Genomic DNA, 23,783 nt, shown 5'->3' on the forward strand with positions numbered 1-23,783 from the left:
TCACGACCGGCCCAACGCAGACATCCGGATATAGTGTGCAAACTCCCGGGAGAACAGGGCGGCTGACCCCGTCGACGACGCTACGACACCCATCTGCTTCAGCCGACTCAGCTCCAAGGACGCAGGCTCGGCGGCAGCGCCGACGGCAAGCCTCTTCAGTAGTGCTGTGGCGCGCCCTTCGCTGTCCGCCTCGATATTCTGCCGCAGCTGGGCGAACTGCATATCAAAGGTGGGGGCCTCGTACTCGTACGCCGCCTCCACATCCAGCTCGCCCGTGGCCTGGTGGTTGTCTACGATCCGGTTGCAGAGAAGTTCCATCAGGAAAGGGTGGAGCCCGGTGCGGGCGATGATGTCCGCACGTACGGAGGCCAGTCCGATGCCGACGCCCGCAGCGCGAGCCAGTATCAGATCCGCTTCTTCATCGGTGAACATACCGACATAGCGGCGAGTCGCCAACACACCGCCTAGGATTGACCCCCCTGCGGCATCGACTTCAATGGATTCGATGTCCCGTCGGGAAATGGTGATCAACCCCATGGAGAACGCCGGATCACTCGCCAGATTACGCAACAGCTGAAACTCCGCCAGCCGCGTGAACGTTGTCGAAGCCCGGTCGAACTCGTCCAGCACTGCAAGGACGTAGTACCCGCTTTTGCATAGGGTCTTGAAGAAGTCACGTAGTGCTTCCCGCAGATCACCCCAACCCCCATCCTGTTGGACTGCGGCGTTGATCGCATCCAGTGCGTCCGGCGGACCCATCTCTCGACGCTCGCCGCGCTCACCGAACTCCTCCATCACCTGCCGGGCCATCGACCGGAACAAGTCCGGCCCGGAATCGTGTGTGCCGACATCGAGCCACACGGTGATCAGGTCGATTCGACGCGCGGAGGACGTCTGCAGCGCCCGCCGCACCAGGCTCGTCTTGCCGGTGCGGTGATATCCGAGCACGCGTGCGTTCGACGGACGACCAGGCTCCTGCCAGGCGTTCTGTACCAGGCGCACCAGACTGCCTCGGCCGACGAAACGGTCGCCCTCGGCCACCCTGCCGACCTGGCGATACGGATTGGCCGGGAAGGGGGCCTCGCCGTCCGCGGGTGCCGTCATGAGGCGCCTGCCTTCGAGCTAGATCCAAGGTACTTGAGCAGCCATTCCTGGTAAAGACGGACCACTATCTGGTAGGCCCCGGACTCACGGCGTACCACGTCGCGCAGGACGAGGTCGTCGAGCAGCTCCTCAAGTTGCTCACCCCGGTGTTCCTCCCGGATCGCTGCCAACGTGGCTGGCTGGTTGCGAGACGCGCGGGCAACGGCGAGCAGGACTGGCTGATATTGCTCGCTTGTGAAAGCGTCCGGGTCGGTATAGCCGGGTGACTCGAGATTGTCGAAGTCCTCCCGCGTAAGCCTGCCGAGGAAATCGTCACGGACCCTTTCGACATCCGCCTCCGTCACCACCGGCGCCCGCTCGGAATTCATGTACTCAACTAGGTGCGAGCAGAATCGCTGGATGTAGAAGGCGCTTCCACCGGTCAGCTCGATGATCTGACCGACTGCGTGTTCGCGGTACCTGCTGGTGGTCCGGTCCCCCTCCTCAATGCGGATCGGGTTCTCGATCAGGGCGCGCGCGTCGGGCTCGGCAAGGTATGTCACCCGTTCCTTCTGGAACACCCCGAAGACGTTGGGATCTTGCTGAATCAACCGGTCAAGGGCATCCTGGCCGACAATCACCAAGTGGAAGAGTCGCCTCTCGATGAGGGCCTTAAACGCCTGCATGAAGGACGGTGAAAGCAGTCCCATCCTGATCCACCGGTCGATGTACTGGAACTCGTCGACCAGCACGATCAGCGGTGGTGGAGTGCCCTTAATCCCCTCACGGTGGCGCTCGAAGTACTTGGCGCAGTCATGCACCGGCTCTTCGCTGGTGAGGAACTCCTTGCGGGTTAGTCCCTCGGGAATCAACAGCGCCGAAGCACCGAGCGGCTCGTCAAGCCGTGTCAGTGCTTCGTGGGCACCCTCCAGGATGCGCCACATCAGCAGAGCCAGCAAGCGGGTTCCAGTCAGGTCGCCGGACTCCGGGGAGAGGTCTCCGATGTTTCCCACGTTAACGATCGGCAGGCCGTCCTCTCTCAGCCGCTGCGCCAGATGATGGGCAATGGAAGACTTTCCGGCCCGCTTCTGGCCGTAGATGGCCACTCCCACGCCGGGTGAGGAGACTTCCCGCAGACCGGTGCGGATCCGCTCGATCAGTTCGTCCCTGCCGAAGAACATTTTCGGATCGAACACCGGACGTCCCGTGGCACCGTCCTGGAACGGGTTGAAGATAGGCTCGAACTCCTCCTCGCGCGCCAGCCGGACCGGCAGCGTGGCCTCGAACGTCGCGTAGACAGCGCTGGAGCGCCGCTTGTACCGAAGCGTCACCGGCAGGGAGAAGGCACCCGCGGCGAAGCCCTTGTCGGTGACACGCAGTTTGACCTGCTCGATCCGGTGGTCGCCGCCGCGCACGGCCGTCGGAAGCTGCACCTTCGGCTCCGCGATGGAGAACAGATCGACGTCTGTCCCCACGGTCAGCTCCGGGGACTCCAGCGGCGCCATCCCGAGAGTGTTCGCCACCTTGATCTGGACCGTGACCACACCGTTCTGGCCTCCGCTGCTCTCCTCCAGCGCCAAGCTCAGTTCGGGCTGGGGCGGCTGCGTGACGAGCAAATTCTGCTGGGTCTCGGCGACGAGTGCCCGGATGCGCGCCGCGACGGGCTCGACGAGCCCGACAGCGAGGCTGGTCGGACCGCGTCGAATATCCGCGCTGAGCGCACGGGCCTTCTGGTCGGCGAGCCGCAGGCAGCTCTCTCGCTCTTCGAAAGAGCGCTCGTTGATGAACCTCCGGAGCTCGAACAGGGCCTCCTCGATCCGTCCGAGGGCCTCGCTCAGGGACGGTGAAGTCAGCGTGTCCCGGTCGCGAAGCCGGACTAGCGCCGACTCCAGATCGTTCTCCGACATCGACAGTTGCTGCAGTTCAACCAGGCTGTGCTCCAGCCTTCGGCGGTCGCGCGTCCACTTGTCGCTCACCTGCTGCCATGCCTCACGCACCGCATGCTGGTCCGGCCGGGTCCGTTCAGGGCCCTCGGCGAGGCGAAGATATTTGGCCGCCGCAACGAGCAATTCGGGCTTCGAGCACATGGCGTCCAGAACCAAATCCCGGGCCACACTGGTATCCGCGAAGAGAGGAAGGATCAGCGAGAATATTACCTTGGGACCATCTTGGCGGATCCCGTCCCAGAGCACCCGGGCTACTTCGTCCCGCAAGGAGGCACCTTCGTCCCGGTCCCGGTGCCGGGTTGGTTTGGCGCGGCGGCCGTTCGGTGAGCGAAGGTAACCAATCAGCGCCGATCTGACGTCCGGGGTAAGCTCACCGTCGTCCCGCTCGTCCGCTACGGCCAGTGCGGCGCAGTAGAGATCCTGGGCCGACTCATACTCCTGCTGGTCGAGGACGATGCCGGCCAGCGTGGTCAGCCCCAGGTACAGATACCGCTGCGCTCCTTCCTCGCCCACTTCCTTCGCGAGCACTGCAGCCGAGATGTACGCTTGAGCGCTGTTTACGGGCTGCTTGCCGCTCATCTGACGGGCCGTCTCCGCGATGACGTTCAGGTCGCTCCTAGTGACCGGGCGCTGCGTGCGTTCCCGTTCCTCCTTCGTCCGCGCGGCGAGCTCCGAATAATTTTGCATCACGAACGTGACGAGCGGTGGGGTCGAGTCGACGAACCGCGGGACCTCCTCCAACAGTCGCTCCACCCAGCCGGGATCGGTGTTAGCGCCTCCGCTCTCTCGCAAGGCATCGATCTGATGCAGGATCCGGACGGATCGGTCGTCCACATGATGACCAATCAATTTCTCGGCTTCCTCCAGGCCCTCCGGGGCGCCGCGCCGGACGAGTGCCAGTGCCATACCGCGCTGCGCGTTCTGGTTGTCCGGGGACATTTGAAGCAACATGTGCCATTCGCTCGTGGAATCCTGACCGTAGGCAAGTTTCACGAATGCGATCTGGTGGCAGAGGTGATAGCGCCTACTGCTGGTGAGGTCGACCCTCTGGAATTGGCGGTCAAGCACCTCAAGCGCCTCCGCATAACGCTTGGCGCCTACATAGAAGTCGCTAAGGATATTGTCGAGAACGTGGCCGGGCTCGATCATGCCCTGGCATTCCTGCTCAATGACACGAAGTGCGGCTTCGGCGCCGTCCACGCGGCGGGTCAGCCAGGCCAGGTCCTTCGCGGCGCTCTCCCGCTTCACGTTCTGCTTGATCGCTTGGCGGTAGGCGGCCTTCGCCGCTTCCAGGTTCTTCTCGCGGTGTTCCAGGTACTTGGCGCGCTGGTAGGGGTTCTCCCAGCGCCCCTGCCCCCCGGATCGCACGGTCGTCGGCTCGGTTCTGGCCCGTATATCGCCAGCCAGGGGCCGCGGTTTGTTTCTCGGCACGGGTTTCGGAGGGACCACACGGCGGGCGGCAAGAGCCGGTACTGCACCTGGTGGTCTGGGAGCCGGTACCGACGCCGGTGAGGCATTGCCGAGCGCGGCGCGCACCGTCTCGCACGCGGCCTCGTTGTGCGCGGGGGAGTTGATGAGTTCACCCAACTGCCCTCGGTCGCCACACGCATCGAGCAAGCCGAGCAGGGCTTGCCAGACCTCGGGATCGTCGGCGGGAACCACCTCGTAAAAGTACCGAAGTAGTGCGAACTTGGCGGTGTCCGCATCGTCCTGATGTGCGGCGCTGACAGCCATCAGCCGCCGCGCCTGCACATCGTCCGCCTCCGCCTGGATGAGGAAGTGGTGTGCCGACCCGGCATCACCCTTGAGAAGTGCCAGAGCGCCAACCAGACGGGTGACTTCGGGGTTGCCCCTCTCAATGTTCCAGAGGTATCTAGCTTTCGTGTACAACTGGGCAACTCGACCGAAGCGCGGATCGAGTTCACCGATCTTCTCGGCGTTGAGGTACGAGTTCCGGATCCGCTCCAGCTCCTTGCGGTTCTCCGGCCTGACGTAGACCTGCATGTCGACCGGCCCGACAGGCAGTTGGGCAATGACGGCGAGCGCCTCGGCGAGCGACGCCGAATGGTCCCTGCTTAACTCCGCAGACGCAGCCAAGCGCGGTTCGTGCGCCCGCGAGGCGGGCGGAGTATCGACTGACGCAGCCACGGCCTGAGTCGGCGGCGCTTGCTCAGTAGGCGCCTGAACGCTGGACTCAGGGGCACTGACGGCAGCAAGGAGAGTCTGCACGACGGGCTTCGGCTTGATGAGTGCCACCATTTGTAGCGCCACCCCGATGGCCTGCCCGTCAGGCGTGCGCAGATTCAGGGCAGTGAGTTTCAGTCCCTCTAAAATACCCTCGAAGCGGTCGCCGGTGAGCAGTACGATCTCGATTGGGTCGCCGACCCGGGCCACCGATTGGATGTCATCCGCGTCCACGCCGATCCTCCTGTACCGGCCTGTCCAACCGTCGGCGAATGACCGGCCTACCCGCGACGGCGCCGGGGGAGGATGCGGCGATCGCACCGGCCCCCCGAAGAAAATCTTCACCGGCACGCAGCCACTGTAGTACGAGTCACATCGCACGGTTCGGTTCTCGGGCAACACTCTATTCGGCTAAACAGGACACCTGCCACGTGTTGAACCTGAGTCCCCGGCGCGGCGCGGCACTGCGATCTGCGAAAAGGCCGATTCCGGGCTGTCCGACCTAGCACGGTTGCCGATCTCAGCACGGACTGACCCGACACAGGGGTCAAGAGGTAGAGCAAGGGCTGACTCAAATTCATGGAGACCTTGTAGCTGTGCTGGTCACGGCGTTGTGCCGACCTCTATGGGCCACTACGAACGCATCAAAGCCCTGGTTGAGGGAGTGAACTCTCAAGTCCCCCAACAAACAGGGAGTTTCGAGGCGCCGACCTGCCAGCGTCTGTCTGGCCGCATCGCCCATGGGTCAACACCATGAGATTGCGGAGTTGAGAGACCGGCTGCGGACCTTACCCGTCCTGCGTGACCATTGTGAGCGCCGTCATCCGTGGGTGTCGGTACTGCTGGCTGGCGCCTGCGCGGTCTTGGCTGGTGCTCGTTTCCTACATCGCGATCGGCCAGCGGTCCCACAGCACGCCACAGGACGTCCTCGCCCGGCTCGGGGTCCGCGCCGCCGGCCCGCTCGGCATCCGCCGGGCGCCCAGCACCTCGATCGAGTCGCGAGGCGCGAACCAGGCGTCAAAGCCATCCGGTTGTTGCCGCTTCTCCGTCAGCCAGGAGTGCCGCGCGCGCATCCAGGACACTTGCTCCGGGCAGGGCACGCTCGACGATCGAGCTCGCCCGACAGCCTCGAGTTCGGCCAGAACGGCACGGACACTGTCCAGGGCGCGCTGGGCGGAGTGGTGGCGTGGGCTATTTCGCACCCCACGCAACCTGGCCGCCATGGGGGTGCGAGGGCATTCCGGTCCCTCGCTGCTGTGGATCTTCGTTCGCAGCTGGTCGGTTCCCGGGAGCCCGATGCCAGTGCATCGTGGCCAACAGCCGTGCACTGGACGAGACCGGGTCGTTCACCGCTGGTAGGTGTCGGCGAGATCACGACGGCGAGAACCATTCGGCCGCCAGAATCAACTCAGGCGCCCGGTCACACCATGCTGTCCCGTCGTCCTGTGCCATCGAAGGCACCACCCGGCCGAGCACAGACCCATGCGCCAGCACAGGGGCCTCACCGGCATCCCAGCACGATCCCAGCACAGTAGAGGTGAGCAGGGGTGATGACAGGTGACGAGGGGTCAGCCATCCCAGCACCATCCCAGCACGGGAAAAAGCCAGGGGCCCGACCCCGGAGAGTCGGACCCCTTCTGAGCTGCACGTTTGCTAGATCAGCGACGTGGTGGTATGTCACCCACTACACGTTGAAGCGGAACTACCCCACAACGCTCTGACCTGCGGGTATACGGGCGCATTCCAGCACCATCCCAGTACGGGACTCGTGACAACCTACAAGAAGACCCAAGGTCGACAACGCTACACAACAGCGTCGGCAACGTCTCGTCCTGCCGCCCACTCTCGACAGCGCACCGTCCATTCGCCGCACCCGTCCATTGACCTCAAGGTGACTCTGCGCCAAGGGCTCCGTACAGTGCCGCGTCGGCGTCGGTGGCGGGCGGGCCCGCCGCCCACCACTGGCCGCGCTCCTTCTGGTACGGGTACCAGCACCCGTCCGAGCCCCAGCGCAGCTCGACGTCCTCGCCGACCAGCTGCAGGCGGCCACGGGTCCGGCGCGGCCTGGGCGGTCCTGACCGGCCTGGACTCCGTACCTGCAGCAGCCGCTCGCGTGCCGCGGCCTCAGTCTCGGGCGGCGGTACGAGTGTGCCGTCCAGGGCGCTCAGCGCCGCCGGGCCGCCGTAGCGCCAGGCGACGCTCGCCCGGGCGAGCTGGGTGCGGGCCCGGTCCGAGCTGTTCAGGAGGCGGGAGACCACCGGCAGGTCGCCGTCGGCGGCAGCAGCCCGGCGCACGGTGTCGTGCCAGGGGTCGCCGTCCAGCATCAGAAGATCGGCCGCCTGCGTCTGCGCCGCCCCGGCAGCCGCCGTTGTATCGGTGACATCCCGCTGGTCAACCGCCCACACATAGACCGCCGAAGCACGCCGGGCGGCATCGACGGCCAGCAGGTGCAGCGCTTCCGGGGCGACGGACTCGCCTACGAGCAGCACCGGCGTCATCGCCGCGGCCCTCTCCTGGCCCACGACAGGAGCCGGGACGGGAACAAGGAGGGGCGCGGGCAGCACCGGCAGTACGGCAGGACCGTCCGCCGCGCGGGCCCGGGCCCGCGCGAACACCTCACCCGCCGGGACCCCACTGGGCCGCGCCGCCCGTACGGCCTCCTCGTCCGCCGCGGACTGCTCCCGCGCTCTGTGGCGTACCGAGATCTCGGTGGCTGCCTCGACAAGATCGCGTCCGCGCAGTACGAGCAGCGCCTCGGCGCGGGTGTCCAGGGCCCGCGCGAACGCGTACGACAGCGCGGCGGCGTGCTTGCACGGGTCGCCCCAGTCGGGACAGGAGCAGTGGTAGACGAACGCGTCCGGCGGTGGAACCAGATCCGTCTCCGCCCGCACCGCGGCATCGACCGCGTGTACGCCGAGCCGACCCTGGGCGAGTTCGAGCAGCAGCTCCCGACCGGCGGCGGTCCACTCCTCGAAGAGCTTGTCCCACTGCGCCTCGGACAGTTCGGGTACGTGGATCTCGCAGCGGTAGGGGGTACGGCGGCTGCCCTTGACGCGGGCGGCCACCGACCCCGGCCGCACCGTGATCTCGCCGACCGCCCCCTTGCGTGCGTAGGTGCGGGCGCGGGCCAGGCGGCTGTCGTGGCCCGCGGAGAATCCGTACCCGAACGACGAGGAAGGCGTCTGAAGGGAGTCGATCCACTCCTCGCCCCACCAGCTGCTCGCCAACTCCCGCTGCCCGCGCGCCAGTTGCGGCGCCGGGAGGGCGAGGGTACCGGTGCGGCGTCTCATCGGCGGCTCCTGTCGCCGTGGGCGGAGTGCAGGGAGACCAGATCGGCGAGTTCATCGTCGCTCAGGTCGGTGAGGGCGGCCTCGCCCTGCCCCCCGAGCACGGAGTCCGCCAAGTCACGCTTACTGCTGAGGAGTTGGGCAATCTGGTCCTCCACCGTACCCTCGGAGATCAGGCGGTGGACCTGGACGGGCTGGGTCTGGCCGATGCGGTACGCGCGGTCGGTGGCCTGATCTTCCACGGCCGGGTTCCACCACCGGTCGTAGTGGATGACGTGCCCGGCGCGGGTGAGATTGAGGCCGGTGCCCGCGGCCTTCAGGGAGAGCAGAAAGACCGGGGCCTCGCCGCGCTGAAAAGCGTCGACCATCTCCTCGCGCCGCTTCACCGGCGTACCGCCGTGCAGATAGAGGGAGTGGATGCCGCGCGCGGTCAGATGGTGTTCGAGGAGGCGGGCCATCCGCGTGTACTGGGTGAACAGCAGCACGGACGCGTCCTCGGCGACGATCACATCGAGGAGTTCGTCGAGGAGTTCCAGTTTGCCGCTGCGGCCGGTCAGCCGGGTCGCGTCGGGCTCCTTCAGATACTGGGCGGGGTGGTTGCAGATCTGCTTGAGCGCGGTGAGGAGTTTGAGTACGAGACCATGCCGGGCAATGCCCTTCGCCTCCTTGATCACGGCGAGCGACTCGCGTACCTGCGCCTCGTACAGCACGGTCTGCTCCCTGCTCAGCAGCACCCGCTCATCGGTCTCGGTCTTCGGCGGCAGCTCGGGCGCGATGCCCGGGTCGGCCTTGCGCCGGCGCAGCACAAAGGGGCGGATGAGCCGGCCGAGCCGCTCGGCCGCCGCACTGTCCTCCTCACCGGTCGCACCACCGCGCGCGGCACGCTCGGCGGCCCGCCCATAGCGCTGTCTGAAGGTTTTCAAGGAGCCGAGCAGCCCGGGGGTGCCCCAGTCCAGGAGCGCCCACAGTTCACTGAGGTTGTTCTCCACCGGGGTGCCCGACAGGGCCACGCGCGCCGAACTCGGCAGGGTGCGCAGCGCTTTCGCGGTGGCCCCCGCCGGGTTCTTCACGTGCTGCGCCTCGTCCGCGACGAGGAGCCCCCACGGCCCGGCTTCGGCGAGCGCCTGGGCGTCGCGGCGCATGGTTCCGTATGTGGTGAGGACGATCTCGCCCGGCTTGAGGCCGCCCAGATCGCGCCCCGGTCCATGGTGGCGGCGCCAGGGGGTGCCGGGCGCGAACCTGTCGATCTCCCGGCCCCAGTTGCCGAGCAGGGATGCCGGACAGACCACCAGAGCCGGCCTGCCCGCGGTCGCCGGATCCTCCTGGCGGCGCAGATGCAGGGCGATCGTGGTGATCGTCTTGCCCAGGCCCATGTCGTCGGCGAGGCAGGCGCCGAGCCCCAGCCTGGTCATCCGGTCCAGCCAGGCAAGTCCGCGCAGCTGATAGCCGCGCAGGGTGGCGTCCAGGGCGGCTGGAGCGGCCAGCTCGGCCGCTTCGGCCTGCTCGGGTGCGGCGAGCCTGTCGCGCAGCGCGGCCAGCCACCCTCCTGCCCGTACGGGAACGAGAACACCGTCGGGGTCCTCCACGCTGCCGGTGAGCGCGGCGCTCAGCGCGTCGAGTGCGCCCAGTTCCCGGCGGGCCCGGCGGGCCTTGCGCAGCAGATCCGCGTCCACCACTACCCACTGGTCGCGCAGCCGCACCAGGGGGCGGCGGGCCTGCGCGAGCCGGTCCAGCTCCTCTTGCGTCAGCGTGTGGTCGCCGACCGCGAACTCCCAGCGAAAGGAGAGAAGTTGCTCGGGCGAGAAGAACGCGGGAGCCTCGGTGTCCTGGTCGCGTTCGGCGGGCCCGTCGGGCTCGATCACCGCGCGGGCCGTCATCTCCCGTGCCAGCTCCTTGGGGAGGTGGACGGCCACCCCGGCGGCCGACAGCGAGGCCGCCCCGCCTGCCAGGAGTCCAATGAACTCCTGGTCGTCCAGGGCGAGTTCATCTGGAACCGGCAGCGAGAGGATCCGGTGCAGCGGCGGCCACGCAGCGGCGGCCCGGCGCAGAACGTCCTCCACCTGGACGCGGGTACGCGGACCAAAACCGCCGCTCTCGCCACTGAAGACGCCGGCCGCGTCCGCGAGGAGCAGCGGATCGGCGAGCGAGTGCACCTGCACAACGGCCCGCACTGATGCACCGGCCACCTCCAGAGCAGCGTCGTACGCGTCCTCGTCGTACGCGTCGCCCTCGTCGTCCGCATATTCACGCATCGCGCCGCCGGGCAGTTCGAGCCGCAGCGAGACGCGTACACCGGCATCCCGGCCGTCGGCCACCCGCGCGGCCCACGCCCGCAGCCCCGGCAGGTGCTGCGCATCCCGCGAGGCGAACGGCCGCATCCCCGCGGCCGCCGATGCGGCAGGGGTACGCGGCAGCAGATCCGCCACCGCGTCCATGAACTCCCTCAACCGGGCGTAAGGATCGGGGAGTTGCAGCGGCGTACGCGCACTCCCCTCCCCCGCGGACTCCAGCGGTACGGCGTACGCGGCGGGCGGCATGACCTCGGCCAGCGCCCGCACCCAGGTCGCGTCCGCCTCCGCATAAGGGCCAAGCCGCCAGGCATCATGGTCACCGGCGCTGAGCCCCGGCAGCAGCAGCCCACGCCCCGCCAGGTGCAGGGCGTACAGAGCAGCATGCCGCCAGACTGCCGCCGTCTCACCGCACGGCGCATCCGCCTCCACGTCCACGGACAAGACCCAGGGCAGCACCTCGGCCAACGGCCGCACCACCGCCGACACCGTACGCCGACGCGCACCACGCCCATGCGCGGTAACGATCTCCACGTCCTCGGCCGGCAAACCCGCGGGAAGCCGACCGCTTCCCGCGACATGAAAGGCGACGCGCCCACTGCGCGGCGGATCCGCCGGCAGAAAGACCGCCACACACTCGGACAACACCGCCCACTGATCCCCGGCGAACTCCGGGGAGGTAGCCCTTTCCCGACCCCCCGCGGGCTCAACAGCCGCATGAGCTACAGCAGCGGGGGGTACATCAACACGGGATACGGCGCCACGGGCCGACCTGCGCCCGACAGGCAGCCGAGGGGCAGGGATCTCACTCCCCGCCTCGTCGTAGTACTGCGTCCGAACCTCATGGCCGTCATCGTCATCCACGGTCACCACCCGAAATACGGTGGCCATGCGCCGATCCCTTCGCCTGTCGGCAGACGGTGGCCCACCCGGATCCACCCCGCCATCCCGGACGGGTAAGCCTACCGGGCCCGGTCGCTCCCCTTGACAATCGCCCAGAGGTGGCCCTCGAACACGACGATGTCGGGCTCGGCGCCCAGCACCGCCTCCCTGCGCGCCCCAACGAGACATCTGATCGAACCGGGTGCCCGGTCGCGCGATCTTGGCGGGGATGGGCAGCTTCTGGGCTTCTGGTACCGAAATCCGTACCGATGATGTACCTTTTTCAGTACCATAAGAGGATGGCCGGAACCAAAGGGGCAACAGCTGTGACGATCACCGGAACCGAGGCGCGGAGGGACTTCTTCCCCCTGCTGAAGAAGGTCAACGACGATCACGCGCCGGTGCGGATCGCCTCCAAGCAGGGAAACGCCGTCCTCATGGCGGAGTCCGACTACGAAGCGTGGACGGAGACCATGTACCTGCTCAGCAACGCGCGCACCGCCGCTGAGCTGATGGAGTCCGTTGCCGAACTGAACGCCGGACGCGGCACTGTGCGCGACCTGATCGACCCGGAGGCGGCGGAGTGAAGGTCATGTTCTCCACTCGTGCGTGGGAGCAGTACGCGCAGTGGGCCATGACCGACCGGCGCACCCTCAAACGCATCAACGTCCTGATCGCGGACATCCAGCGCAACCCGGATGACGGCAACGGCCTCGGGAAGCCGGAGATGCTGAAGGGCGCGCTCAAGGGCTGGTGCTCACGGCGCATCACCGAGGAACACCGCCTCGTGTACCGGGTGAGCGGTGACGTACTGGAGATCGCCCGCGTCTACGGCCACTACACCGACCGCTAGCCAGCGGGTCAGCCCCGGATCGCCTCACCGAGTCCACCTCAGCGCCGAAGCTCCCCGCGCCGCCGACCTTGAGCCCTTCCTCCATGGCTGGAGTCCGTTACGGACCCCGCTCGTACTGAACCCCGCCGCCGCTCACACCCACGCACTCTCACCGAGGCAGGGCAAAGCCGGACCTACCCCCGTGCCCTTCCCCAGCACGGGGGGCCTTCTCCCATCCCAGCACGATCCCAGCACGGTAGAGGTGAGCAGGGGTGATGACGGGTGACGAGGGGTCAGCCAACCCAGCACCATCCCAGCACGGGAAAAAACTAGGGGCCCGACTCCGAAGAGTCGGACCCCTTCCGACCTGCACGTTTGCCAGATCGGTGACGTGGTGGTAGGTCACCCATTACACATTGAAGCGGAACTCGACCACGTCGCCGTCCTGCATCACGTAATCCTTGCCCTCCATGCGGGCCTTGCCCTTGGCGCGGGCCTCGGGGATGGAGCCGCAGGCGACGAGGTCGTCGAAGGAGACGATCTCGGCCTTGATGAAGCCGCGCTGGAAGTCGGTGTGGATCACACCGGCCGCCTCGGGGGCCGTGGCGCCCTTCTTGATGGTCCAGGCGCGGGTTTCCTTGGGGCCGGCGGTGAGGTACGTCTGCAGGCCGAGGGTGTCGAAGCCGACGCGGCCGAGGACGGCCATGCCGGGCTCCTCCTGGCCCATGGACTGCAGGAGCTCGAGGGCCTCCTCGTCGTCGAGCTCGATCAGCTCGGCCTCGATCTTGGCGTTCAGGAAGATCGCCTCGGCGGGGGCGACGAGCGCGCGCTGCTCGTTCTTGAAGTCCTCGTCGGTCAGCTCGTCCTCGTCCACGTTGAAGACGTAGAGGAACGGCTTGACGGTGAGCAGGTGCAGCTCGTGGAGGAGGCGGCCCTGTTCGGTGCCGGCGTGGATGCCGGCGGCGTAGAGGGTGCGGCCCTCTTCGAGGATCTTCTGGGCGTCCAGGACCGCGGCCAGGACGGCGGCCTTCTCCTTCTGGAGGCGGGCCTCCTTGGTGAGGCGCGGGACGGCCTTCTCGACGGACTGCATGTCCGCGAGGATCAGCTCGGTGTTGATCGTCTCGATGTCGTCCTTGGGCGAGACCTTGCCGTCGACGTGCACGACGTTCTCGTCCTTGAAGGCCCGGATGACCTGGCAGATCGCATCCGACTCGCGGATGTTCGCCAGGAACTTGTTGCCCAGGCCCTCACCCTCGCTCGCACCGCGCACGATGCCCGCGATGTCGACGAAGTCGACCGTGGCGGGGAGCAGCTTCTGCGAGCCGAAGATCTTGGCGAGCTGGGCGAGGCGCGGGTCGGGGACGCCGACGACGCCCACGTTCGGCTCGATGGTGGCGAACGGGTAGTTGGCCGCCAGCACGTCGTTCTTGGTCAGGGCGTTGAAAAGGGTCGACTTGCCGACATTCGGCAGACCGACGATTCCGATCGTGAGCGACACGTGGCGACTTCCCGTAACGAGAGGAGCGAGGAGAGTGGAGTGGTCCAGGGACCGATCCACCAGTCTACGGGGCGAGCGCGGGCCCGACCCGTCGCCGTCGAACAGCAGGCCAAGGACCGGGCAAAGGCGTGTCCTGCCAGGGTATGACCGGGGTCATCCGCCTACTTTGAGTGGGTGGAGCAACACAGTGCGCGCACCGGCACCAGGAACGGCACCAAAAACGACACCGGGAACGGCAGCAGAGACGCCCAGGGCAGGCCCCGGCTGCCCAGGCCGGCCCGCCCCACGGGCACGGTGGGGGGTTCGGTGGTCTACCGGTCGGCACGTCGCGGGCCGCTGGCCTCGCTCGCGCCCACGATCACGGCGCTCGCCAGGGTGGTGCGACTGCCACAGGCCCAGCCGAAGCTCACCGGGCTGGGGACGGGGCTGCTGACCGTCGTGGTCACGGTGACCGGCGGCGCGCTGGACGCCCTGCTCTTCGACGGGCCCGGGGTCTTCTTCGGGCTGGTGTTCATCGCGGTGTGCGTCACAGCGGGGCTGTACGTCCGGCCGTACGACCTGGTGGCGGCGCCGATCGCCGCCCCCATCGCGTTCGCCACCGCCATCGCGCTGACCGGTGACGACAACGGCGGCGGCTTCGTCGGCCATCTGCTGGGCATGTTCACCGGTCTGGCCCTGCTGACCGGCTGGCTCTACACCGGCACGCTGCTGGCCGCCGGCATCGTCGGCGTCAGAGCTTTGCAGCGTTCATGGCGGCTCCGACGATCCCCGCGTTGTTCTGCAGACCAGCAGGGACGATCTCGGCGCTGATCCCCTCGATCAGCGGCAGGAACTTCTCCGCCTTGCGGCTCACCCCGCCGCCGATCACGAACAGCTCGGGCGAGAACAGCATCTCCACATGGGCGAGGTACTTCGTGAGCCGGTGCGCCCAGTGCTCCCAGCTGAGGTCGTCCTCCTCGCGGGCCTTGACCGACGCGCGCTTCTCCGCGTCATGGCCGTGCAGCTCCAGATGGCCCAGCTCGGTGTTGGGCAGCAGGTGCCCGTCGACGAAGACCGCGCTGCCGATGCCGGTGCCCAGCGTCAGCAGGATCACCGTCCCGCCGCGGCCCCGGCCGGCGCCGAAGGTCATCTCGGCCATGCCGGCCGCGTCCGCGTCGTTCAGGACGGCCACCGGCATGCCCAGCCGCTCCGAGATCAGGGCGCGGGCGTCCTTGCCGATCCAGTCGGAGTCGACATTGGCCGCGGTCCGGGTCACCCCGTCCACCACGACGCCGGGGAAGGTCACGCCGACCGGCCCCGACCAGCCGAAATGCTCCACGACCTGCTGGACGCCGTCGAGCACGGCGTCCGGGGTGGCCGGATGCGGGGTCGACACCTTGCAGCGCACTTCCGCCAGATCGCCGCGCTCCAGATCGACCGGAGCGCCCTTGATGCCTGTGCCACCGATGTCCACGCCGAACACGTTCATGACCTCCACGCTAAGCGTGAACCGTTCGGCTCACCCCTCGGCACGTGAGCCGTTCGGCTCACCCCTGGGCAGATGCCCCGGGGGCGGTCTCCGCACGCAGGTCACGCCGCAATTCCTTCGGCAGCGAGAAAACGATGCTCTCTTCCGCCGACCGGAGGATCTCCACATCGCCGAAGCCGCGCTCGGCCAGCCAGTCCAGCACACCCTCGACGAGGATCTCCGGGACGGAGGCGCCCGAGGTGACGCCGACCGTGGTCACGCCCTCCAGCCACGCCTCGTCGCACTCGTCGGCGAAGTCCACCAGGTACGAGGCCTTGGAACCGGCCTGCAGGGCGACCTCGACCAGCCGAACGGAGTTCGACGAGTTCTTGGAGCCGACGACGATGACCAGCTCCGCCTCCGCGCCGATCTGCTTCACCGCGACCTGGCGGTTCTGCGTGGCGTAGCAGATGTCGTCGCTCGGGGGGCTGATCAGGTTGGGGAAGCGCTCCTTGAGGGCGTCGACGGTCTCCATCGTCTCGTCGACGGAGAGCGTGGTCTGGGAGAGCCAGACGACCTTGCTCTCGTCGCGGACCTCGACGTTCGCCACGTCGGCGGGGCCGTCGACGAGCGTCATGCGCTCCGGGGCCTCGCCCATGGTGCCGACGACCTCTTCATGGCCCTCATGGCCGATCAGCAGGATGTCGTAGTCCTCGTTCGCGAACCGGACGGCTTCCTTGTGCACCTTGGTGACCAGGGGGCAGGTCGCGTCGATCGAGGCCAGGCTGCGCTGCGCGGCCTCCTCGTGGACGACGGGGGCGACGCCGTGCGCCGAGAAGATCACGATGGCGTTCTCGGGCACCTCCTCCGTCTCGTCGACGAAGATCGCGCCCTTCTTCTGCAGGGTCTGCACCACGTACTTGTTGTGCACGATCTCCTTGCGCACATAGATCGGCGCTCCGTACTGCTCCAGTGCCTTCTCGACGGTGATCACGGCGCGGTCCACGCCTGCGCAGTATCCGCGGGGGGCTGCGAGCAGGACGCGTCGGGCAGTCGTAGCAGTCATGTCAGCCATGGTACGGGGCAGCCGTCCGGTCCGAAGAAGGCCGCCCGGCGGCGCCGGGGGACGTGTCCGCCCGGCGCCGCTCCGTTCGTGGGCACGGCACCCTTCGCGCAAGCTGAGGGGCATGAGCGCACCGACCCCCGCTCCCCCGGACGACACGGCCCGCGCCGCCGAAGGCACCCTGCGGCGCAACCTCGGCTTCCGCGACCTCGTGGTCTACGGGATGCTCTTCATCGCCCCCATGGCACCCGTCGGCGTGTTCGGCGCGCTGGACGCCAGATCGCACGGGGCGGTCGCGCTGGTCTATGTGTTCGCGACGGTCGCGATGGCGTTCACCGCGTTCAGCTACGCGCAGATGGTGCGGGTCGTCCCGCAGGCCGGTTCGGTCTTCGCTTACGCGCGGGCCGGGCTCGGTGAGGGGCCCGGCTTCATCGCCGGCTGGATGGCGATGCTCGACTATCTGCTGATCCCCGCGGTGGCCTATCTCTTCTCCGGGATCGCGCTGCACGCGCTGGTGCCGTCGGTGTCGCAGTGGGTGTGGACGACGATCGCGGTCGTGGTGACGACCGGGCTCAACCTGTGGGGGGTGCGGGCCGCGGCGGCGGTCGGCTTCCTCGTGCTCGCCCTGGAGATCGTGGTGCTGCTGATCTTCGTGGTGTCCGCGGTCGTCGTCCTCGGCACGGACGGGGCGCAGCGCGGCTGGGCCTCGCCCTTCTCCGGCCAGGGCGCGTTCTCCCTGGGCGCGGTGCTGGGCGCCGTGTCCGTCGCGGTGCTGTCCTATCTGGGCTTCGACGCCATCGCCTCCTTCGCCGAGGAGGCGGCGGGCGGCTCGGCGAAGGTCGCGCGGGCCGTGCTGTTCTGCCTCGTCATGGCGGGTGTGTTGTTCATCGTGCAGACGTATCTGGCGGCGCTGCTCGCCCCGATGTCCGCTGCCGAGCTGGCCGCGAAGCCGGCCGGGCAGGGGTCCGCCTTCTACGACACCGTGGACGCGGCCGTCGGCGGCTGGCTGCACGACCTCGTCGCCGTCAGCAAGGCCATCGGCGCGGCCTTCGCGGCGCTCGCCGGGCAGGCAGCGGCGGGTCGGCTGCTCTTCGCGATGGCCCGCGACCGGCGGCTGCCGGGACCGCTGTCCAAGATCGACGCGGGCAGCGGGGTGCCCCGGCGGGCGCTGCTGTTCGCGGCGGTCGTCACCCTGGTCGCCGCGGTCTGGGCGGCCCGCCGCGACGACGGCCTGGACCGGTTGGTCTCCGTCGTCGACATCGGCGCGCTCACCGCCTTCTCGCTGCTGCACCTGTCGGTCGTCGGCTGGTTCGCCGTCCGCCGCCAGGGGGGGCCGCCCAGCGTGCTGCGCCACATCGTCGTACCGCTGCTCGGCCTCGCCATCACCATCGCCGTGATCGTCGAAGCCGCAGGATCGGCCCAGGTCGTCGGGGCCGTCTGGCTGGCCGCGGGACTGATCGTGCTGGCCGCCCAGCTCTCCCGGCGGCGGACCGCGGCGGAGCGGTAGCCGTCACCTTCGTGTCGCCGTACACAGCACGGCCCACAGCGCGGCCGGAAGGAAATCCCGCTGTCGGCGGCGGCCGATACCCTCGGCACATGGCTCTGAGTACGTCGGCGGATACGCCGATCCCCGTCGGCGAAGTGTCACGGCTGATCGGCGGGTGGGTGGACCGGCTCGGCGCCGTCTGGGTGGAGGGGCAGATCACCCAGCTGTCGCGGCGCCCGGGTGCGGGCGTGGTGTTCCTGACGCTGCGCGACCCGTCGCACGATGTGTCGATCTCGGTGACGTGCTTCCGGGCGGTGTTCGACCAGATCGCCGACGTGGTCGGCGAGGGCGCCCGTGTCGTGCTGTTCGCCAAGCCCGAGTGGTACGGCCCGCGCGGGCAGTTGTCGCTGCGCGCGACAGAGATCCGGCCGGTCGGCGTCGGTGAGCTGCTGGCCCGGCTGGAGCAGCTGAAGAAGGCGCTGGCGGCTGAGGGTCTGTTCGCGCTGGACCGCAAGCGCCCGCTGCCCTTCCTTCCGCAGTGCATCGGGCTGGTGACCGGCCGCGCCTCGGCGGCGGAGCGCGATGTGCTGGAGAACGCGCGGCTGCGCTGGCCCGCCGTCCGCTTCGAGGTGCGCAACGTTCCGGTGCAGGGCGCGCAGGCGGTGCCCCGGGTGGTGGAGGCGGTGCGCGAGCTGGACGCGCATGCCGAGGTCGACGTGATCATCGTGGCGCGCGGCGGCGGCAGCGTGGAGGACCTGCTGCCGTTCTCCGACGAGCAGCTGGTGCGGGCGGTGGCCGCGTGCGTCACCCCGGTCGTGTCGGCGATCGGGCACGAGCCGGACTCCCCGCTGCTGGACCTGGTGGCGGACCTGCGGGCGTCGACCCCGACGGACGCGGCGAAGCGGGTGGTCCCGGACGTGGGCGAGGAACTGACCCGGGTGGAGCATCTGGGGCTGCGGGCGCTGCGCGTCGTGACCGGTCTGCTCGACCGTGAGCAGCGCGGTCTGGACGCGGCGCTCAGCCGGCCGTCGATGGCCCGGCCGCACACGATGGTCGAGCACCGCGAGGAGCAGGTCGACGCGCTGCTGGACCGCAGCCGCCGGACGCTGCGGCATCTGCTGGACCGGGCCGACGACGAGCTGGAGCACACCCGGGCGCGGGTGGTGGCCCTCTCCCCCGCCGCGACCCTGCAGCGCGGCTACGCGGTGCTGCAGCGCGAGGACGGTTCCGTGGTGCGCGGCCCCGACGAGGTGGCGGCGGACGAGGAGTTGCGCGCCCGGGTCTCCGGTGGTGCGTTCCTGGTGAAGGTCACCGGCACTGTCGTACCTCCGGCCTAGGCTGTGACCATGGCAGAACAGGACACGCTGGGATACGAGCAGGCGCGGGACGAGCTCGTCGATGTCGTACGGCGGTTGGAGGCCGGCGGCTCGACGCTGGAGGAGTCGCTGGCGCTCTGGGAGCGCGGCGAGGAACTCGCGCGGGTGTGCCGGCGCTGGCTGGAGGGCGCGCGGGCCCGGCTGGACGCGGCGCTCGCCGAGGCGCCGGACGAGGAGTCCGCCGCCGAGTGACGTGGCGGGGCGGTCACTTGACGGCTCGAGCGACGGTCGAACCGGCATGGATGTGACGAGCGTCACCCCGGACCCAGGAATCGTTGAACTTTCACACAGGTTGATGAGAGTGTTCGCGACGTGCCCGATCGGCGCAAATTGCCACGATTCCGTAAGAGGTTCCCATGTCTCTCGTACTCGACGCCTCCGCCCAGGACCTGCTCTTCCGTGAGGCCCGCACGGCCAACACCTTCACCGACGAGCCCGTGACCGACGAGCAGATCCAGGCGATCTACGACCTGGTCAAGTACGCGCCGACCGCGTTCAACCAGCAGCCGCTGCGTATCGTCCTGGTGCGTTCCGCCGAGGGCCGCGAGCGCCTCGTGAAGCACATGGCCGAGGGCAACCAGCCGAAGACCTCCGCCGCCCCGCTCGTCGCGATCCTCGCCGCGGACAACGAGTTCCACGAGGAGCTGCCGACCCAGTTCCCGCACTTCCCGCAGGCGAAGGACCTCTTCTTCTCCGAGCGTTCCGTGCGCGAGCAGGCCGCCACCCTCAACGGTTCGCTGCAGGCCGGCTACTTCATCCTGGGCATCCGCGCCGCCGGCCTGGCCGCCGGCCCGATGACCGGCTTCGACGCCGCGGGCATCGACAAGGAGTTCTTCCCCGACGGTGAGCACTCGGTCCTCGCCGTGGTGAACATCGGCAAGCCCGGCACCGACTCCTGGTTCCCGACCCGCAGCCCCCGTCTGGCCTACGACGAGGTCGTCACGACCGTCTGATCTCCCCGCACACTCCCGAACGCCGGGCGCCCGTCACGGGCCGCCCGGCGTTCGTGCGTCCGGACAGGGTGAGTTTCGCGGGCCAGCGCGCCAGCGGGCCTGTGCGCCAGCGGGCCAGCGCGCCAGCGGGTCGGCGCGGCAACGGGTCAGGACGCCTTGAGCGCGGCCGCCAGTTCGGCGAGCTGCTCGTCGGGGGCGGTGCCGGTGATCATCGTGGTGACACCCTTCTCCACCCGCACCAGCGCGTTGTACTTCGGGCCCTTGTACCGGTCCCACGCCACCCCGGCGACGGTGACCGTACGGTTCCCGTCCCGCACCGCGCGCTTGCTCTTGTCCGCGATGAACTTCGCCGCCGGGCCGTTGCCCTGCTCCACGGCCGCGTACTCGTTCTGCGGATCGACGAAGCCCAGGTGCCATTCGACGGCCTTGGCGTCCTTGGCGTCGTACGTCACCGTCGTAGCGCGCCAGTCCTTGCCGAGCCCCTCGGGCGCGGCCACCGGGAAGGGCGCGTCGCGCCGCGCCTGGCTCAGCTCGGTCCGGAAGCCGATCGGCTTGACCGGGTCCGCGTTGGTGTCGTGCGGGATGAAGATGTAGATGAACGCGACGACGACGCCGAGCACCACCATCGACAGGACCAGGTCCCGCACCGTCTGATTGCCACGCTTGTTTGCCACGCTCCTATGGTCCCCCATGCCGGGCGGCGCTCCGGCCCGGGGGTCGGCCGCCGGGACGCCGGGGCGCACCGCGCGGGCCCGGCCCGGGACACGCCGACCAGGCCCGTGGGGGCGCCGCTCATGTGACGTGCGCCCTGCTCATATTCGCGATGACCCGATAAGGTCACAGCACCCTCTTTTCCGGCCGTCCTCGTACAGAAAGGTGCGCTGTGATGACCGAACAGCATTTGCCGCCCCAGCTCGAAGTGAGTCCCGAGGCCCCTGATCGCAACCTTGCCCTGGAACTCGTCCGGGTGACGGAGGCGGCCGCCATGGCCGCCGGTCGCTGGGTCGGCCGTGGTGACAAGAACGGCGCGGACGGCGCCGCGGTGAAGGCGATGCGGACGCTCGTCTCCACCGTCTCGATGAACGGCGTCGTCGTCATCGGTGAGGGCGAGAAGGACGACGCCCCCATGCTCTACAACGGCGAGCGGATCGGCGACGGCACCGGTGCGGAGTGCGACGTCGCCGTGGACCCCGTCGACGGGACGACCCTCACCGCCAAGGGCATGTCCAACGCGGTGGCCGTGCTCGCCGTGGCCGACCGCGGCACGATGTTCGACCCGTCGGCCGTCTTCTACATGGACAAACTGGTCACCGGCCCCGAGGCCGCCGACTACGTCGACATCATGGCGCCCGCCGCGGTGAACATCCGCCGGGTCGCCAAGGCGAAGCACAGCGCGCCCGAGGACGTCACCGTCATGATCCTCGACCGGCCGCGCCACGACGGGCTGGTCAAGGAGATCCGGGAGACCGGCGCACGGATCAAGTTCATCGCGGACGGCGATGTCGCGGGCGCCATCATGGCCGTACGCGACGGCACCGGCGTGGACATGCTGATGGGCATCGGCGGCACGCCGGAAGGCATCATCGCCGCCTGTGCGATCAAGTGCCTCGGCGGCACGATCCAGGGCCGGCTGTGGCCGAAGGACGACGCCGAGCGGCAGCGGGCACTCGACGCGGGCCACGACCTGGACCGCGTGCTGCACACCAACGACCTGGTCAGCGGGGAGAACGTGTTCTTCGTCGCGACCGGCATCACGGACGGCGAGCTGCTCCAGGGCGTCCGCTACCGCGCCGAGACCGCCACCACCGAATCACTGGTGGTGCGCTCCAAGTCCGGCACGATCCGGCAGATCTCCTCCACGCACCGGCTGTCGAAGCTGCGCGCGTACAGCGCGATCGACTTCGACCGCGCGCGCTGAGACCTGGCGCATCCGCTCGAGCGCGCGGCCGGCACCCGGCACGCGCCGAGCACTCGCTGAACCGCCGCTGAGCGCCCTGGGCAGCGCGAGGGCGGCAGGGAAAACGTACGGGCCGGGCCCGCCGACTGACGCGGCGGACCCGGCCCGTTCGCCTGTTCAGCCTGCGGCGGCGATCCGGTCCGTCCGCGGCAGTTCCGCCTCGCGGCGGCGCCTGCGGGCGAGTACGACCCGGCGTTCGGCGGCGGTCAGGCCACCCCACACGCCGTACGGCTCTGGCTGCCGCAGTGCGTGTTCCCGGCATTCCAGCATCACCGGGCAGCGGGCGCACACCCGCTTCGCGTTCTCCTCACGGGACAGCCGCGCCGCTGTCGGCTCTTTGGACGGGGCGAAGAACAATCCCGCCTCATCACTGCGGCACGCCGCCTCCGAGTGCCATGGGCCTGCCAGATCCCGTGGGTGACTCGGCGGGAGGGCAGTGTCCTTGACGGGCTCGATCGGTTGAAGCACGGGATACTCCTGACGACGGCTCGGCGTTTGTCACCCTTGCCCGTCACCGCGGGTGAGCTCCACGCGTGCTGTTCCAGGGGGTCGCAACGGGGAGGAACCAGGCGGGTGACGTGGTCGGAGCCCTACCCGCTGTGCGCGTGTTCATGCGGACCGTGTTCGCCGCCAGGGCCTCTCCGTCGAACATCTGTCCGACTGGGGCGCGCATGGGCGATCGTCCGATCCGGACCACCGAACAACACCCCTGATGAACACTGGCCACTGGCCAAAACCAGCCAGCTTGCGCGGGGCGTAAACCCGCACCATGCATGGCGTGAACGCGCGGCATGATGCGGGAGTGCGACAGCCCCATCCCTACCCGTCGAGGCGCTTGTTGATCCATTCCTTGAGGCGCTTCCCGCGCTTCGCCTTCGCCTCGACGCCGCCGAAGATGGCGGTGCCGGTGACGATGACGACCGGTGCGTTCGGATCCGGGGCCTCGTACGTCTTGACCTCGAAACCACCGAAGATCCCGGTCCCGCTGCCACGCAGAGTGACGTTCTCCGGGACGCGTACTTCGACGCCTCCGAAGATCGCGGTGGCATGGATGACGATCTGCTGATGCTGGAAGACGGCCTCGGTCAGATCGATCTCCACACCGCCGAAGCAGGCGAAGGCGTTGGTGCGCCGGCCGACGAGCCAGCGCCCCTTGCGGGCGGCGCCGCCGAAGACCGCGACGAGATTCTCGGCCACGACGGGCGACGACGGATCGGCCAGCGGCGCGAGCGGCCGCGGCCCACCCTCCCGGGTGGCCGGCAGGTCCCGCACCAGCGGCTCCAGCTCGCCCAGCGTCTTGGCGGCATAGACATGGTCGAGGCGTTCCGAGTGCTCCTCCGCGCTCAACCGGCCCTCGGCCAGCGCATCGCGGAGAATGTCGGAAATGCGGTCACGGTCGGCATCGGACGCGCGCAGCTCCGCTTCGGTGGTCGGCTTGTGCATCGACACCGGCTGCTGCGACTTCTTCTGGAGCTGCGATTCATCCACCCGCCCACCGTAC

18 protein-coding genes are annotated in these 23,783 nt (G+C 68.7%); 8 read left to right on the forward strand and 10 right to left on the reverse strand.

Going from position 1 to position 23,783, the window contains the following annotated elements:
• The 4 genes from G3I60_RS14660 to G3I60_RS14675 form a co-directional block, all read right to left on the reverse strand.
• Window positions 1-1,104: an ATP-binding protein gene (locus G3I60_RS14660; protein WP_164295350.1), complete on the reverse strand. Its 1,104-nt coding sequence runs from the start codon at window positions 1,102-1,104 to the stop codon at window positions 1-3.
• Window positions 1,101-5,447: an ATP-binding protein gene (locus G3I60_RS46800; RefSeq protein ID WP_164295351.1), complete on the reverse strand. Its 4,347-nt coding sequence runs from the start codon at window positions 5,445-5,447 to the stop codon at window positions 1,101-1,103. Before G3I60_RS46800 ends, G3I60_RS14660 begins: the two co-directional genes overlap by 4 nt.
• Window positions 5,448-7,099: 1,652 nt before the next feature.
• Window positions 7,100-8,503 carry an SWIM zinc finger family protein gene (locus G3I60_RS14670; protein WP_164295352.1) on the reverse strand — a complete coding sequence of 468 codons (1,404 nt, stop codon included), beginning with the start codon at window positions 8,501-8,503 and terminating at the stop codon, window positions 7,100-7,102.
• A complete protein-coding gene (locus G3I60_RS14675) occupies window positions 8,500-11,436 on the reverse strand; it encodes a DEAD/DEAH box helicase (RefSeq protein WP_343241318.1) in 2,937 nt (978 codons plus the stop codon). Before G3I60_RS14675 ends, G3I60_RS14670 begins: the two co-directional genes overlap by 4 nt.
• A gap of 560 nt (window positions 11,437-11,996) precedes the next feature.
• On the opposite strand from G3I60_RS14675, the gene G3I60_RS14680 reads away from it, so the two are divergent.
• Window positions 11,997-12,257 (forward strand): type II toxin-antitoxin system Phd/YefM family antitoxin, encoded by a 261-nt coding sequence (locus tag G3I60_RS14680; protein ID WP_164295354.1) that lies wholly within the window; start codon window positions 11,997-11,999, stop codon window positions 12,255-12,257.
• The gene (locus G3I60_RS14685; protein WP_164295355.1) at window positions 12,254-12,523 is read left to right on the forward strand and encodes a Txe/YoeB family addiction module toxin; all 270 of its coding nucleotides are present in this window, start codon (window positions 12,254-12,256) and stop codon (window positions 12,521-12,523) included. The genes G3I60_RS14680 and G3I60_RS14685 overlap by 4 nt, the downstream gene beginning before the upstream one ends.
• A gap of 388 nt (window positions 12,524-12,911) precedes the next feature.
• Here the strand turns inward: G3I60_RS14685 and ychF are convergent, their stop codons facing one another.
• Entirely contained in the window at window positions 12,912-14,000 is a 1,089-nt protein-coding gene (ychF, locus tag G3I60_RS14690; RefSeq protein ID WP_138358617.1) for a redox-regulated ATPase YchF, read from the reverse strand.
• 174 nt (window positions 14,001-14,174) lie between these two features.
• Between ychF and G3I60_RS14695 the strand changes: the two genes are divergently transcribed.
• Complete coding sequence (locus tag G3I60_RS14695) at window positions 14,175-14,810, forward strand: DUF6542 domain-containing protein (RefSeq protein WP_232484659.1); 636 nt, start codon at window positions 14,175-14,177, stop codon at window positions 14,808-14,810.
• On the opposite strand, the gene ppgK is transcribed toward G3I60_RS14695, so the two are convergent.
• Window positions 14,731-15,468, reverse strand: a complete 738-nt coding sequence (ppgK, locus tag G3I60_RS14700) for a polyphosphate--glucose phosphotransferase (RefSeq protein WP_138358615.1) — start codon at window positions 15,466-15,468, stop codon at window positions 14,731-14,733. The two genes, G3I60_RS14695 and ppgK, sit on opposite strands and share 80 nt — an antisense overlap.
• A 58-nt stretch (window positions 15,469-15,526) precedes the next feature.
• Entirely contained in the window at window positions 15,527-16,522 is a 996-nt protein-coding gene (locus G3I60_RS14705) for a 4-hydroxy-3-methylbut-2-enyl diphosphate reductase (RefSeq protein WP_138358613.1), read from the reverse strand.
• Between the two features lie 112 nt (window positions 16,523-16,634).
• On the opposite strand from G3I60_RS14705, the gene G3I60_RS14710 reads away from it, so the two are divergent.
• The 4 genes from G3I60_RS14710 to G3I60_RS14725 all read left to right on the forward strand — a co-directional run bounded on the left by G3I60_RS14710 (window position 16,635) and on the right by G3I60_RS14725 (window position 20,325).
• The gene (locus G3I60_RS14710) at window positions 16,635-18,017 is read left to right on the forward strand and encodes an APC family permease (protein WP_138358611.1); all 1,383 of its coding nucleotides are present in this window, start codon (window positions 16,635-16,637) and stop codon (window positions 18,015-18,017) included.
• A gap of 89 nt (window positions 18,018-18,106) precedes the next feature.
• Window positions 18,107-19,333 carry an exodeoxyribonuclease VII large subunit gene (xseA, locus tag G3I60_RS14715; protein ID WP_138358609.1) on the forward strand — a complete coding sequence of 409 codons (1,227 nt, stop codon included), beginning with the start codon at window positions 18,107-18,109 and terminating at the stop codon, window positions 19,331-19,333.
• Window positions 19,334-19,342: 9 nt separating this feature from the next.
• Entirely contained in the window at window positions 19,343-19,564 is a 222-nt protein-coding gene (locus G3I60_RS14720) for an exodeoxyribonuclease VII small subunit (protein ID WP_138358607.1), read from the forward strand.
• A 164-nt stretch (window positions 19,565-19,728) separates the two neighbouring features.
• Complete coding sequence (locus tag G3I60_RS14725) at window positions 19,729-20,325, forward strand: malonic semialdehyde reductase (RefSeq protein WP_138358605.1); 597 nt, start codon at window positions 19,729-19,731, stop codon at window positions 20,323-20,325.
• 146 nt (window positions 20,326-20,471) lie between these two features.
• Here G3I60_RS14725 and G3I60_RS14730 read toward each other — a convergent pair whose 3' ends face one another.
• The gene (locus G3I60_RS14730; protein ID WP_343241322.1) at window positions 20,472-20,999 is read right to left on the reverse strand and encodes a DUF4245 domain-containing protein; all 528 of its coding nucleotides are present in this window, start codon (window positions 20,997-20,999) and stop codon (window positions 20,472-20,474) included.
• A 212-nt stretch (window positions 21,000-21,211) separates the two neighbouring features.
• On the opposite strand from G3I60_RS14730, the gene glpX reads away from it, so the two are divergent.
• Entirely contained in the window at window positions 21,212-22,243 is a 1,032-nt protein-coding gene (glpX, locus tag G3I60_RS14735; protein WP_138358601.1) for a class II fructose-bisphosphatase, read from the forward strand.
• 156 nt (window positions 22,244-22,399) lie between these two features.
• On the opposite strand, the gene G3I60_RS14740 is transcribed toward glpX, so the two are convergent.
• Both G3I60_RS14740 and G3I60_RS14745 read right to left on the reverse strand, forming a co-directional pair.
• On the reverse strand, window positions 22,400-22,750 hold the full coding sequence (locus G3I60_RS14740; protein WP_138358599.1) for a WhiB family transcriptional regulator: 351 nt from the start codon (window positions 22,748-22,750) through the stop codon (window positions 22,400-22,402).
• 351 nt (window positions 22,751-23,101) lie between these two features.
• Window positions 23,102-23,725 carry a DUF1707 domain-containing protein gene (locus tag G3I60_RS14745; protein WP_164295396.1) on the reverse strand — a complete coding sequence of 208 codons (624 nt, stop codon included), beginning with the start codon at window positions 23,723-23,725 and terminating at the stop codon, window positions 23,102-23,104.
• Between the last annotated feature and the right edge of the window lie 58 nt (window positions 23,726-23,783).

Origin of the sequence: Streptomyces sp. SID13666 (assembly GCF_010548325.1) — a bacterium.
Classification (GTDB): domain Bacteria; phylum Actinomycetota; class Actinomycetes; order Streptomycetales; family Streptomycetaceae; genus Actinacidiphila; species Actinacidiphila fildesensis.